10 protein-coding genes are annotated in these 13,422 nt (G+C 71.3%); 7 read left to right on the top strand and 3 right to left on the bottom strand.

Going from position 1 to position 13,422, the window contains the following annotated elements:
- Positions 1 to 165 precede the first annotated feature (165 nt).
- The 6 genes from NBZ83_RS22535 (at position 166) to NBZ83_RS22510 (ending at position 7,229) form a co-directional block, all read left to right on the top strand.
- On the top strand, positions 166 to 1,614 hold the full coding sequence (locus NBZ83_RS22535; protein ID WP_261568677.1) for a PucR family transcriptional regulator: 1,449 nt from the start codon (positions 166 to 168) through the stop codon (positions 1,612 to 1,614).
- A gap of 216 nt (positions 1,615 to 1,830) precedes the next feature.
- On the top strand, positions 1,831 to 2,856 hold the full coding sequence (locus NBZ83_RS22530; protein ID WP_261568676.1) for an ACP S-malonyltransferase: 1,026 nt from the start codon (positions 1,831 to 1,833) through the stop codon (positions 2,854 to 2,856).
- Positions 2,857 to 2,876: 20 nt separating this feature from the next.
- The gene (locus tag NBZ83_RS22525; protein ID WP_261568684.1) at positions 2,877 to 3,800 is read left to right on the top strand and encodes a beta-ketoacyl-ACP synthase III; all 924 of its coding nucleotides are present in this window, start codon (positions 2,877 to 2,879) and stop codon (positions 3,798 to 3,800) included.
- Between the two features lie 175 nt (positions 3,801 to 3,975).
- The gene (locus NBZ83_RS22520) at positions 3,976 to 4,221 is read left to right on the top strand and encodes an acyl carrier protein (RefSeq protein ID WP_136447177.1); all 246 of its coding nucleotides are present in this window, start codon (positions 3,976 to 3,978) and stop codon (positions 4,219 to 4,221) included.
- Complete coding sequence (gene fabF / locus NBZ83_RS22515) at positions 4,218 to 5,444, top strand: beta-ketoacyl-ACP synthase II (RefSeq protein ID WP_261568675.1); 1,227 nt, start codon at positions 4,218 to 4,220, stop codon at positions 5,442 to 5,444. Before NBZ83_RS22520 ends, fabF begins: the two co-directional genes overlap by 4 nt.
- 381 nt (positions 5,445 to 5,825) lie before the next feature.
- Positions 5,826 to 7,229: an acyl-CoA carboxylase subunit beta gene (locus tag NBZ83_RS22510; protein WP_261568674.1), complete on the top strand. Its 1,404-nt coding sequence runs from the start codon at positions 5,826 to 5,828 to the stop codon at positions 7,227 to 7,229.
- Between the two features lie 125 nt (positions 7,230 to 7,354).
- On the opposite strand, the gene NBZ83_RS22505 is transcribed toward NBZ83_RS22510, so the two are convergent.
- Complete coding sequence (locus NBZ83_RS22505) at positions 7,355 to 7,828, bottom strand: DUF222 domain-containing protein (RefSeq protein ID WP_261568673.1); 474 nt, start codon at positions 7,826 to 7,828, stop codon at positions 7,355 to 7,357.
- Positions 7,829 to 8,031: 203 nt separating this feature from the next.
- Between NBZ83_RS22505 and NBZ83_RS22500 the strand changes: the two genes are divergently transcribed.
- Positions 8,032 to 9,465 carry an MFS transporter gene (locus NBZ83_RS22500; protein WP_261568672.1) on the top strand — a complete coding sequence of 478 codons (1,434 nt, stop codon included), beginning with the start codon at positions 8,032 to 8,034 and terminating at the stop codon, positions 9,463 to 9,465.
- 176 nt (positions 9,466 to 9,641) lie between these two features.
- On the opposite strand, the gene NBZ83_RS22495 is transcribed toward NBZ83_RS22500, so the two are convergent.
- Both NBZ83_RS22495 and NBZ83_RS22490 read right to left on the bottom strand, forming a co-directional pair.
- Entirely contained in the window at positions 9,642 to 12,242 is a 2,601-nt protein-coding gene (locus NBZ83_RS22495; protein WP_438803328.1) for an AAA family ATPase, read from the bottom strand.
- 11 nt (positions 12,243 to 12,253) lie between these two features.
- The gene (locus NBZ83_RS22490; protein ID WP_261555968.1) at positions 12,254 to 12,907 is read right to left on the bottom strand and encodes a hypothetical protein; all 654 of its coding nucleotides are present in this window, start codon (positions 12,905 to 12,907) and stop codon (positions 12,254 to 12,256) included.
- Positions 12,908 to 13,422 lie beyond the last annotated feature (515 nt).

Here is a 13,422-nt window from a genome sequence, read left to right as displayed (position 1 = left end):
GGCAGCGGCCCACCGACCGCCCCGCGCGCCTCCCCGAAGCGGCCTTCTGTCTCATCCGAGGGGCCCTTCGCCTCGGCTGACGGGGACGGCGACCCCACACCGGCCGAGGCCGATCGGGCGGCGGCGCGGCGGCGCATCGCCGCTCGCGGGCGAGCGAGGAGCGGCGTGCGCACCCCCGCGCTCGGCACCGCAGCTCCCGGCGAGCTGCCCGCCCTCGACGACTACCCGGACCAACGCATCCCCCCGCTGGACAACCTTCGGCCGGGCGGCGAGGCCGGCGACGGTGCGGGCGCGGGTTCGGCCGCGACCGTCGGCGGCACAAGCGAGGACGTCGTCCGTCAGGTCGAACGCTCCAGTGGAATGCTCGCCTCCCGGGCCGCGGCGCGGATGAGCGAGGTCCTGCCATGGTTTTCGGCGATGTCGGCAAGCCATCGGGCCGGAATCCAGCTTGTGGTGCAGGCCGGCATCTCCTCGTTCGTCGAATGGTGCCGGCGGCCTGAACATGCCCGCCAGCTGTCGGAGGACGTCTTCCGCGTCGCCCCGCGAGAGCTCGTGCGGGCGGTGACCTTCCGCCGCCTAGTCGATCTGGTCCGGGTCGCGGTGGAGGCGATCGAGGCCGAGGTGCCGAACCTGGCCGGTCCGCAGGACGAACTGCGGTTGCTCGCCGACGTCCTGCGCTACTCCCGCGACATCGCCTTCGCCGGGGCGGTCGTCTACGCCCGCGCCGCCGAGGAACGCGGCGCCTGGGACGCCCGGCTGGAGGCGCTGGTCGTCGATCACGTGGTGCGCGGCGAGGTGGACCGGGCGCTGCCATCGCGGGCGGCGGCGGTGGGCTGGCGTAATCCCCCGGCCGTGACGGTCATCGTCGGCGGCGCCGAGGGCAACGCGCCGGAGGCGGTGGTCGACGAGGTGCACCGGCTGGCCCGGATGGCCCAGCTGGAGGTGCTCGCCGGGGTTCACCACAACCGGCTGGTCATGGTGGTCGGCGGCCGGTTCGCCACCGGCTCCGACGACATCGGCCGTCCCGACGGAGTGGCGACCGCCGGGGACGCCGCGACCGCCGGCGGTCCCAGCGGCGTCGGCGCCCAGGGCGGTGCGGCACCGGACCGGCTGCTCGCCGGCGAGGTGCACACCGCCCTCGACGCGGCCCGGGTGCTGCTGCCCGCCTGCGGGCCCGGCCCGGTCGTCGTCGGCCCGGTCGTCGCCGACCTGACCGGTGCGCCGCGCGCAGCCCGGATGGCACTCGCCGCGACCGACGTCGTCGCCGCCTGGCCGGCGGCACCCCGGCCGGTCCAGGCCCGGGCACTGCTGCCGGAGCTGGCACTGGCCGGGGACGCCGACGCCCGGCGGGCGCTCATCGAGGAGGTCTACCTTCCGCTGCGCGACGCGGGCACACCGCTGCTGGAGACCGCCGGGGCATACCTCGACTTCGGTTCGTCTCTGGAAGCCACGGCCCGAGCCCTTTATCTCCATACCAACACGGTCCGTTACCGGCTACGAAAGGCCGCGGAGGTCTGCGGTCTCGACCCGGCGGATCATCGGGAGCGTTTCATCCTGCATGTTGCGCTCGTCCTGGGACGCCTCGACGGTGTGTTATCTACAGGGAAAGCATGATCGGCTATATCGCTCCGGAGTCATCGCACCCCGGTGCGAGAACGGTCACATCGGGCCACTCTGCTGGTCTGTCACGCGAATCCGGCCCGATGACCACAGCACGAACGAATTCACGGTCGCGGCAGATCGGTTTGTAGACCACCTACAACGCCCGGTCGGGACATCGGTGAGTGGCCGCCAGCGACAAGTAGTCCTCCCGAAGGGTTAGGTAGTGACGTGCTCGCGATCCTCGCACCCGGTCAGGGTGCACAGACCCCCGGACAGCTCCGCGCCTGGCGCGGTCTCCCCGGGGCGGAGGAAAGGCTGCGCTGGTGGTCGGCTGCGGCCGGCATCGATCTGCTGGAGGTCGGGTGCGAGGCGCCCGCCGAGACGATCCGGGACACGGCGATCGCCCAGCCGCTGATCGTCGCCAGCGGCCTCGTCGCCGCCGAACAGCTCGGGCTGCCGGTCACCGCCCCGGTCGGGACCACCTCGCTCGTCGTGGCGGGCCACAGCGTCGGTGAGATCACCGCCGCGGCCCTCACCGGCATCCTCTCGGCGGAGGAGGCACTCGTCCTGGTCGCGCTGCGCGGCCGCGCGATGGCCGAGGCATCCGCGCGGACCGCGACCGGGATGACGGCGATACTCGGAGGAGAGCCGGAGGAGGTGATCGTCCGGCTGGCCGAGCTCGGCCTGACCGCCGCTAACCGCAACGGCGCCGGCCAGATCGTCGCCGCCGGCACGATAGAGGACCTCGCCCGGCTCGCGGCGGAACCGCCCGCGGGCGTCCGGCTGCGTTCGTTGTCCGTCGCCGGCGCCTTCCACACCCACCACATGTCCTCGGCGCGCGACGCGCTCGGCGCTGTCGCCGGCGGCATCCGGCCTGCCCTGGCCCGAGTCGCGACCCTGTCCAACGCCGACGGCACGATCGTCACGGACCCGGCCGATCTCGTCTCCCGACTCGTCGCCCAGGTCGCCGCGCCGGTGCGGTGGGACCTGTGCCTGGCGGAACTGCGCGAGCTCGGCGTCACCGCGGTCATCGAACTGCCGCCGGCCGGCACACTGGCCGGAATCGCCCGCCGCGAGCTGCCTGGGGTGAAGATCCTCGCCGTGAAGAGCCCGGATGACCTGCCCGCCGCCCGCGAGCTGATTGCCGAACACATCGGCACCGATCGCCTCGGCCAGGTGCCGGCGGCCCCAGCGCCACGCACGCCGCCGGACGGGCGGGCTGGCGACCCGGCCCTCGTCGGAGTGCAGGCGTGAGCCCCCTGAACGGAGCCCGGATGCTCGGGCTCGGCGTCTACCGTCCGGCGCGGGTCGTCACCAACGACGAGATCGCCCAGCGGGTGGACACCTCGGACGAGTGGGTCCGCAGCCGCACCGGCATCGCCACCCGGCGGATCGCCGACGAGGAGGAGACGACTGTCGCCATGGGCGCCGCCGCCGCGGAGAAGGCGCTCGCGGCTGCCGGCCTGACGGCGGACACCATCGACCTCGTCATCGGGGCGACCTGCACCTCGCCGTCGCAGATCCCCGGTGCCGGGCCGCAGATCGCCCACCGCATCGGGGCCGGCCAGGCCGGCGCGTTCGACATCAACGGCGCCTGCGCCGGGTTCAGCTACGCGGTGTCGACCGCCGCCGACATGGTCCGCGCCGGCAGCGTGCGGCACGTCCTCGTCGTCGCCACCGAACGGCTGTCGGACTACACGGACTGGGATGACCGCGGCACCTGCATCCTGCTCGCCGACGGCGCCGGTGCCACCGTGATCGGCGCGGCCGAGACCGACGAGATCGGCCCCGCGGTCTGGGGTCACGACGGCTCCCGGCCGGAGGTGATCCGCGTCCCCGGCTACGGGGACAACATGTTCCGCATGGAGGGCCAGGCGGTCTTCCGCTGGGCGATCTCCCTGGTGCCGACCGTGCGGCAGATTTGCGAACGGGCCGGCGTGGCGCCCGACGAGCTCGCGGGTATCGTTCCGCATCAGGCGAACCTGCGGATCGTCGAGGCACTCGCGGCGGGTATCGGCGCCACGAACGCCGCCGTCGCCCGCGACGTCGTCGACTCGGGCAACACCTCCGCCGCGAGCATTCCGCTGGGACTCGCCCGACTGCTCGACACCGGCGTGATCCGCCGGGGCGATCCGGTGCTGTTGTTCGGTTTTGGCGCCGGATTGACCTACTGCGGGCAGGTCGTGCGATGCCCGTGACCCTGCTTGACCTTGTGGCATGGTTGCCTGCGCACCGTGCCGCGCCCATGGCGGGCCGATGACCGGACCCACCACGCCCCTGCCCCAGGTACCAGCTCTCTGGCGCACGCCCGCGACGATCGCCTGATCGCGCGCGGCCACCGCCACCAGCCCAGATCTCACAGGAGGAACCACCGTGTCCCAGGATGTTCTCGCCGGTCTTGCCGTCATCCTCGAAGAGGTCGCCGGTGTCGACCCCGCCGACGTCACCCCCGAGAAGACCTTCATCGATGACCTGGACGTGGACTCGCTGTCCATGGTCGAGGTGGTCGTCGCCGCCGAGGAGAAGTTCTCGGTGAAGATCCCGGACGACGACGTGAAGTCCCTCAAGACCGTCGGTGACGCTGTCTCGTACATCCAGCGGGCTGGTGTGGCGGCGTGACCACAACCCCTAGGCAGGTCGTCGTCACCGGCCTCGGGGCAACCACTCCCCTCGGTGGCGATGTCGCCTCGACGTGGGAGGGTCTGCTCGCGGGCCGCTCCGGCGCCCGGCGGCTCACCGAGGAATGGATCGAGCAACTCCCGGTCCAGATCGGCGCGCCGCTCGCGACGGAGCTTCCGCTGGCCCGGGTCGAGGCGCGTACCCTCGACCGCAGCCAGCAGATGGCGCTGGTCGCCGCGCGCGAGGCATGGGCTGACGCGGGCTCGCCCGAGGTCGACCAGGAACGCCTCGCGGCCTGCGTCGCCTCCGGGATCGGCGGGGTGATCACCCTCCTCACTCAGCACGACGTGCTGCGCGAGAAGGGTGCCCGGCGCGTTTCCCCGCACGTGGTGCCCATGCTCATGCCCAACGGCCCGGCAAGCACGGTCGGCCTGGAGTTCAAGGCGAAGGCGGGCGTACACGCGCCGGTCAGCGCCTGCGCGTCCGGCTCGGAGGCCATCGCCCTCGGACTGGACATCATTCGGGCCGGCCGGGCGGACGTCGTCATCGCCGGTGGGACCGAGGCCGCGATCGCGGCCCTGCCCATCGCCGGTTTCGCGCAGATGCAGGCGCTGTCCCGCCGCAACGACTCGCCGGAGTCCGCGTCCCGCCCGTTCGACAAGGCGCGGGACGGATTCGTTCTCGGCGAGGGCGCGGCGATCCTGGTCCTGGAGGCCGCCGAGCACGCCGCCGCCCGCGGCGCTCGGGTCTACGGCGCACTGGCAGGCGCCGGGATCAGTTCGGACGCGTACCACGTGGCCGCCCCGGACCCCACCGGCGCCGGCGCCGCACGGGCCGTGCGGGCCGCGCTGCGCTCGGCGTCGCTGGAGCCGACCGACATCGTCCACATCAACGCGCACGCCACCTCGACCCCCGCGGGTGACCTGGCCGAGGCGGTAGCGCTGCGCACCGCCCTGGGAGACCACATTGACGCGGTCGCGGTGACATCGACCAAGTCGATGACCGGTCACCTGCTCGGGGCGGCCGGCGCGCTGGAAGCGGTGGTCAGCATCCTGGCCCTGCGTGAGCGGATCGTCCCGGCAACCCGCAACCTCGACGCCCTCGACGACGAGATCGCTCTCGACGTCGTAAGCATCGACAACCGCAAGATCGGCACGGGCGCGGCTCTGTCGAACTCGTTCGGATTCGGCGGCCACGACGTCTGTCTGGCTTTCACCGTCTGACGACCCCGTCGCGGGAACGGCGCATGCCGCCCCGCATCCGGCCGTCGCCGTCGGGACGCCGGCGGAACCGCATCTCGCGCCCAGCCGGGCGTAGATCCGGATCCGCCGGCCGTCACGAAGACAGTGGTCTACCGAGCGGGTGCTCGGGCTGCTCAGCACCACCCCAGCACCACCGCCGAGTTCCGCACCAGATCTGCACATCGCAGTCACCACATGTCGCCGTGACGCCGACCGCCCCACCGCCGCCACGGCACCGCCCGCCGGTGCGGCGGGCGCCCATCGTCGCCGGACCGAGTGTTTCGCGGGTCCCGGCACGTATCCCAGGTGGTCGCGCGTCGGCCGACAGACCGGTCCGGCGCCGTTCAGGCAAGGAGACGCACGGTGAGTCTGTCCACGATCGACCGAGTTGACCCCCGCACGCCCGAGGCCCGGCTCGCCCGATTTTTCGACGCCGACACAGTGTCCCTGTTCGCCGCCGGTGACGCCTCCGGTGTCATCGCAGGCCAGGGCCTGGTCGACGGGAACGAAGTCGTCGCATTCGCCACCGACCCGACCGTACAGGGCGGAGCCATGGGGCGCGACGGATGCGCCCGCGTCGTCCACGCCATCGAGTCCGCCGTTCGACTGGGCTGCCCGGTCGTCGGCATATGGCACTCCGGTGGCGCCCGACTCCAAGAGGGCGTCGCCTCGCTGGACGGCGTCGGGAGGATCTTCACCGCGACCGTTCGGGCCTCCGGACTCATCCCCCAGCTCTCGCTGGTGCTCGGCGCGGCGGCAGGCGGCGCCGCCTACGGCCCCGCGCTGACCGACATCGTCATCATGGGGCCGGAGGCGAAGGTCTTCGTCACCGGCCCGGACGTGGTGCGGTCGGTGACCGGCGAGGAGTGCACGGCCACCAGCCTCGGCGGCCCTGAGGTCCACTCCAAGCGCAGCGGGGTCGTGCACGTGACGTGCAACTCCGAGGACGAGGCGATGGAGCGCACCCGCGCGCTCGCGACCCTGCTCGCCGACCAGCGCGACATCGGCCAGGTCGCCGGGCGCGAGCTCGCCGAGCTGCTGCCCGAGAACCCGCGGCGCGCCTACGACGTGCGGCCGTTGGTGAACGCCGTGTTGGACGACGAAGGCATCGAGCTGCACCCGAAGTGGGCCCCGAACATCGTGACGTCGCTCGGCCGGCTCGGCGGGCGCACCGTCGGTGTGGTCGCGAACAACCCGTTGCGCCGCGGCGGCTGCCTCGACGCCACCTCCGCCGAGAAGGCGGCACGCTTCGTACGCATGTGCGACTCGTTCGGCGTGCCGCTGGTCGTCCTGGTCGATGTCCCCGGCTACCTGCCGGGCGTCGGGCAGGAGTGGGAGGGCGTCGTCCGCCGGGGGGCGAAGCTGCTCTACGCCTTCGCCGAGTGCACCGTGCCCCGGGTCACCGTCGTGACGCACAAGGCGTACGGCGGCGCGTACATCGCGATGAACGCCAGCTCGCTCGGGGCGACGGCCGTGTTCGCCTGGCCGACGGCGCAGATCGCCGTCATGGGTGCGGAGGCCGCCGTCGGCATCCTGCACCGGCGCACGCTTGCCGACGTCCCGGTCCAGCGCCGGCCGGACGTGCTGGCGGAACTCGCCGAGGAACACGTCCGCACCGTCGGCGGCATCGACCGGGCCGTCGAGCTGGGTGTGGTCGACGCGGTCGTCACCCCGGCCGCGACCCGAGGCGCCGTCGCCTCCGCGCTGGCCAGCGCGCTCGCCGACGCCCGTGCGGACAAGAACGTCCACGGCAACATTCCGCTGTAACGGCCACCGGGGCCACCGCGTCCCACCTCCCGGTTCCCTCGGACCCCACTGACCCGGGGTCCGAGCCGGAGACGCCTGCGCGCCGAACCGTCTCTCCTCACGCAGCCACCAATCGATCGCGGCGCTCATCCGTCCGCCAACTGCATCCAGGTGCGCACGACGTTACTCATCTGGCGTGAGTTCATCCAGAGTGCGGCTCGCGCGAAGATCGGATCGGCCCGCAACGCGACCTCGCGCCGTTCCGGTGCGGCGGCGGGTGCAATCGCCCGCATGTGCTCGAAACTGATGGTGCCCGCGCCGAAGGCCGCGCCGGAGGCCGGCAGCGCCTCGGTGGCATGTGCGACCACCAGCGCCGTGGCCGTCGTGGGGTGTACCAGCCGGCATTCCCGACGCAGCCAGGCCGCAGCCGACCGGGCGCCGTCGAACCGCCACAGGCCACGCCGGTCGAACTCGGCCAGCAGCCGGATCCACAGCGCGTCGGTGGCGTCGACCAGCCGACGGACGTCGACGACCAGCAACGCGACCTCTGCATCGGGCAGATCACGTGCGTCGACGGTGACGACCCCGCCCAGCAGCGCCTCGACATCGATCACGACCACCAACCCCTCCTGCGCCGATGCGCCCGGACTCCAGCGGAACTCCGTGGGATCCATAGCGCATCAATCGAACGTCTGTTCGCATAGTAGATCGGGATGCGGCGAAAGCCAACCGGCGACTCGGCTCCGTCACCATCGGGCAAGATGTTTACCTGCTGCGAAATAACGATCTGACCCCAGGCGTTGATTCGCGCGGAGGTGCGTGCATGTCCCTGCAGGTCGACAGTCCCGGCCGGCCCCCGGCGACGAAGCCGGACCGGCCGGACACCGGTGCCAGTGCCACGACCGCCCCGCTCGCCACCACGGCCGAGCTCCCCACGAACGAACCGGCGGCGACCAAGCCCGCCACGAACGAACCCACCACGAACGAGCCCGCCGTGGCAGCATCCGCCGTGGTGGCCTCGCCCAGCGGCGGCACCTTCGCCGCGTTGCGGATACCGAACTTCCGCCTCTTCCTGTCCGGGCAGATCGTCTCGCTGTGCGGGACCTGGATGCAGATCATCGCCCTGGGCTGGCTGGTGCTCTCGCTGGGTGCCTCGGGCACCGTCCTCGGTCTGGTGACGGCCGCGCAGTTCCTGCCGGTGCTGCTGTTCGGGCCCTACGGTGGCCTGATCGCCGACCGGACGAACCGACGAGATCTGCTGATGGTCACCCAGAGCGGCTCCGGGCTCGCCGCGCTGGCGCTGGGTGTGCTGGACCTGACGGGCACCGCCCGGCTGTGGATGGTCGCGGTGGCCGCGGCGCTCATCGGCCTGTGCAGCGCCATCGACAACCCGGCCCGGCAGAGCTTCGTGCAGGAGATGGTCGGCTCCGAGCATCTCCCGAACGCCATCACCCTGAACTCGGTGACAGTGAACGCAGCCCGCATCGTCGGACCGGCCATCGCGGGCCTGGTCATCCTGGCGATCGGCACGGCCGGGTGCTTTCTGTTCAACGCGGCGTCGTTCGGTGCGGTGCTGGTCGCCCTGCACCGGATGGACATCGCGGCGTTGCAGGAGCGGCCGCCGGTGCATCGGGCACCCGGGCAGCTACGAGCCGGCTTCGCCTACGCGCGACGCACCCCGGCGCTGCGGATCCCACTGATCATGATGGTGGTCATCGGCACGCTGTCCTACGAGTTTCCGGTCGTGCTGCCGCTGGTGGCGAAGGAGACCTTCGGCGGTAACGCGGCGACCTACAGCATGATGACCTCCGCGATGGGGGCCGGCGCGGTCGCCGGCGGGCTGTTGGTCGCCCGTCGGCGACGCATCGGCGTCCGGCCGCTCGGGTTCATCGCCAGCGCCTTCGGGGCCGTCCTCCTGCTCGCTGCCGCCGCGCCCAACCTCGAGCTGGAGCTGGCCGCGCTGGTGCTGGTGGGCGGGACGAGCGTCGCCTTCATCTCGACGGGGAACGCGACCGTGCAGCTGTCCGCCGATCCGGCCCTGCGCGGACGGGTGTTGGCGCTGTGGTCGGTGGCCTTCCTCGGCACGACCCCGTTTGGCGGACCGATCGCCGGCTGGATCGCGCAGACCTTCGGCGCGCGCTCCGGCCTGGTACTCGCCGGCGTCGCGGCCCTCGTCGCGGCCGTGTTCGCCTTCGCCTCACTACCCCGCGACCGGCAGAGCGGCCCTGGGACGAGTGATTCCGAATCGTTTGCATGACCCCGGGTAATCGCCGATCAACCCTGCTGGCGCTGCCTTATCGGCACGATTCCGCGCGCAGATGATGACGGAAAGATACGAAGAATGCGGAGGCCTGCGGGGCACGCCGAACCCCGACGCGAGCCCTGCCACGATCCGATCCTGTCCGGCCACCAACCGCCCAGAGACTCATGCAGCTAGCCTGCCGCCGGGTTCCCCTGACCCGTGGCCGGTGGCCGGACGGTGGGGGACGACGGGCCGGCCGCGGGTGAGGACCCGGGCGCCTCGGCGGGGCTGCTAGCCGCCGCGCGGCCCAGCTCAGGCAGCTTGCGCAGCTCGTGGACCTGGCCACGATGCGCACGCACGGCGTCGGAATGATAGCGCTCGGCGACGCCGAGGAAGTCTGGCTCGTGGTAACGGCGACCGTCGACGGTGGGTCCCGCGCGCCCCTCCATGATGGCCTCCACATCCTCGCCGGTGATCGTCTTGTGCGTCTCCAGCGCGTGGGTCAGGGCGAGGATCTCCCGACGGTTCGCGCCCAGCACCACCTCGGTGCGCTCGTAGAGCTCCCGCAGCTTGACCTCGACCTGTTCACCGAAGGGCCGGTCGGCGTCGATGGAGGCGTTGCCCATCTGCTGTTCGAGCATGGACAGCCGGGAGGCCAGGGTCTCCCCCATCGCCGCCGAGGAGATGAAGTTCGCGACGAGCAGAGTGGCGCTGCGCAGGTCGCCGCCGACTCCGACGGTGTTGTCCCCCTCGAAGAACATCCGCTCCCCGGCGAGCGAGGCCAGCGAGACCATCACCTGGATCTCGATTTCGGACTTCCACATGAACATCCGGTCTTCGACCGCGACGTGGGCCACGAAGCCGCCGACGCCGCCGCGCCGCTCGATGGTGGCCAGGTCGATCACGCGACCGCGCTGCATCCGGTAGGCGACGACCGCATGGCACGCCTCGTGCAGGGCGATGCTGTGCCGTTCCCGGTCGATGTGCTCATGGTCGTCGGCGAGGCCGTACTCCTTGATCACCCGGGCCCGTAGCATGTCCTGCCAGGTGATGACCTCTCGGCCGTCCTTGACCGCCTGCACCAGCGCCTCGTTGACGGTGTCCTTGATGGTCGCGCCGGTGGACTCCGGGCTCATGATCGCCAGTCGGTCGATCTGCTCTGGGGTGAGCGCGTGGCGCACCTTCGCGAGGTACCCCTCGAAGGTGCGAATACGGCCTTCCTTGCTCGGATAGCCGACCTTGTACTGACGGTCGATGCGGCCGGGGCGCAGCAGCGCCTCGTCCAGCGACTGCGGCATGTTCGTCGCCATCATCACCAGGATGCGGTACTTCGGCGGCGGCTTCGGGCGCATGCCGAGGGTGCGGCGCACCACCCGGTTGAGGAACCCGCGCGGCTTCTTCAGCCCGGACATCTCGGTGAGCAGCGCCTGCAGGGTGCCGTCGAACCCGCCGCCACCGCCGCCCATCACGAACTGCTCCCGCGCCTGCTCTCGGGTGATCTCCGAGCGGGCGGCGGAGCTGAGGTAGGACAGGCCGTTGCACAGGTCGCGCGACCCGCCGTCCCCCCGCGCGCCGAACGAATCGAACGAATCGAACGGGTCGGCGCGGCGGCGCGGCGCGCCCGATCCGGCCATGCCCGACGCCGCGGCCGCGGGCGCGCCCTGGCGGGCGAACCATGACCGCGCCCCGTTGCCCATCCCACCGAAGCCACCGTTGAGCGCGCCGCGGCTGCCCAGCGTGTCGGCCTCGTCAAAGAAGACGATCACGCCGCCGTAGCGCAACGAGAGCTTGCGCAGCTTGCGGAACAGCGACTTCACCTTGAGGATGCCGACACCGATGAACATCGCCGAGAAGGCGCCCGGGTCGACGAACACGAAGGGCTTGCCCGTCTCGCCGGCCACCGCCTCCGCGATGAGCGTCTTGCCGGTGCCCGGCGGCCCCCACAGCAGAATGCCGCCGGGCACGTGCCCGCCGCGACTCTCGATCTCCTCCGGCCGTTCCAGGTAGAAGACGTTCTCCTGCACCCGGCTGACGACGTGGTCCTGGCCCCACACGTCGGCGAAGCGGGTGGTGATGTCCTCCGGAAAATAGGTGTCGACGCCGCCCTTGGACAGGAACCAGAACATGATGACGAACTGGCCGACGACGAGGACCATCAGAAGCACGATCTGGAGCACGAACGGGATGGCGTCCCACAACGCGCCGGGCACCTGCACGAGGGCGTCGAACACGGAGGTGTGGGATAGCCGGGCGTAGATGAACAGGGCGAGCGCGAGACCCACGATCCACTTCGCCGCGCGGCTGAGCCGGTACCGGTTCCAGTCGTTGAGCCGCAGCATCCGGCGTTCCGCCCGACCGAAGACGCGTTCGGTCCAGAACACGTGGTACGCCGACCACCGTTCGGCGACGAGCATGTGCAGCTGGTGCAGCACCTCGAGGCCGACCAGGACGAGCACCCAGGCGCTCTTCCTGGCCTGGATCCGGAATGCGTCGGCCCAGGTCATCAACGGGTCGCCGGAGACGTCCGCGGCCACCACGAACAAGAACACGGCACCGAGCAGGATCAGGAACTTGACCCGGTCCCACAGCGGGAGCGGTCGGCGGCGCGGCTTTCCATCGCCCGGCGCAGTCTTCGCCGGCTGCGCCGTCCCGGTCGATGTCGTCGATGCCGTCGACGCCGTGGACCCGCCGGGTGACTCGGGCGCGCCCGGCCCGGCCGCGTCGGCGCCGCGCGTCCTCGGGTCGAGGCCGTCCACGGTCCCGTCCGCGTGGGTCCGGTCTGCGTGGTCCATCGCGCCCATTCCTACTGCCCTCGGTCCGTCGGCTCGATCGTGAAGGACTTGGCCACATCGCCGATCTGGTCTGCGTGTTGCGCGTAGCACAGCGACGAACACGCGAGGATGAGCTGGTAGAGAACCGTCTGTCCGTTGTCGAGCAGGCTCGTCTGGTCGATGGTGACCAGGCCGGCGTCGGTCTGCACCTGGTAGACGAGGTGCACCCCGTGCACGCCGTCCTTCTTGTGCACGACCTCATCCGCCAGCAGCAGGAAGTCAGGCGTCAGCCGGGCTCCGTAGGGGTCCTGACGTACAGCCTTCTCCTGGGCGGCCACGGCGTCGTCCACGGACAGGACGAAGTTGCGCAGATCGTTGGTCGACACCGCGTTCGCCTCCTCCGGCAACAGGTGGCGAACCTGCGCGAAGCCCTTGGGCAGGGTGGCGTCCGGGATGAGCAGGCGCGAGTCGTCGAATCGCCGGGCCGCGTCGAGGCCGACGACCCATTCCCTCGACATCAGCCCCTGCAGCATCTCGGGACTGACGTTGCGGGCGTCGATACCGAACAGGGCCGGGCCGGGCATCTCCTGGTGATTCCACCCGTTTGGAACCCGCAGGAACGCGCCATCCTTCTTGTTCGTCACATAATCGTAACTCGGCGAGCCGCAGCCGCCGGCCAATAGCATCGCTGCCGCTACCGCGAGCAGTAGCAGGGTGCCTGGAAGGGACCTTCGGCGCGGACAGGTCGTCCGACGTCGAGCCGCCACGGCAAACCTCCCGCCTCGCAAGGTCGAACGCATGGTGTGGCGCCGGGCCATGGGTCCTTATCGCTTTCTCCGAAAAGTGTGGCCCAGAAGCCGCCCGACGTGCACAACCTTCACCAAAAAGGGTGAGGCTCCATACCCTCCGCTGTCGGGCGTCGACCGGCGACGCCACTGTCATGAGCAACCCCTCCACCTGCCCACCGAGAGCCCGCGACGGCCGATCCGCCGTCCCTCGGCCGACATTTCGGGCGGCCAGAATCACCGTCCCGTGCCGGCCCGGTCGTCGACTCGGGCACGCCGGACATCGCCGTCGCGGCCGCGTGGGCCGGTCAGGCTCATCCGGCATACCCGGCGGGCCTCGACCGAAATCCGGGGGACGGGGTCCACGCCCCCTCTCACCCACACCAGGTCTCACCCCGCACGACCCACCCGCCACA

Origin of the sequence: Frankia gtarii (assembly GCF_025403375.1) — a bacterium.
Taxonomy (GTDB): Bacteria; Actinomycetota; Actinomycetes; order Frankiales; family Frankiaceae; genus Frankia; species Frankia gtarii.
This window is presented reverse-complemented; position numbering and strand designations above follow the sequence as displayed.

Coding starts and splice junctions, on each gene's coding strand:
- NBZ83_RS22490 (WP_261555968.1), bottom strand. CDS start 12,907: ATGCTATTGGCCGGCGGCTGCGGCTCGCCGAGTTACGATTATGTGACG.
- NBZ83_RS22525 (WP_261568684.1), top strand. CDS start 2,877: ATGCTCGGGCTCGGCGTCTACCGTCCGGCGCGGGTCGTCACCAACGAC.
- NBZ83_RS22495 (WP_438803328.1), bottom strand. CDS start 12,242: ATGGACCACGCAGACCGGACCCACGCGGACGGGACCGTGGACGGCCTC.
- NBZ83_RS22500 (WP_261568672.1), top strand. CDS start 8,032: ATGTCCCTGCAGGTCGACAGTCCCGGCCGGCCCCCGGCGACGAAGCCG.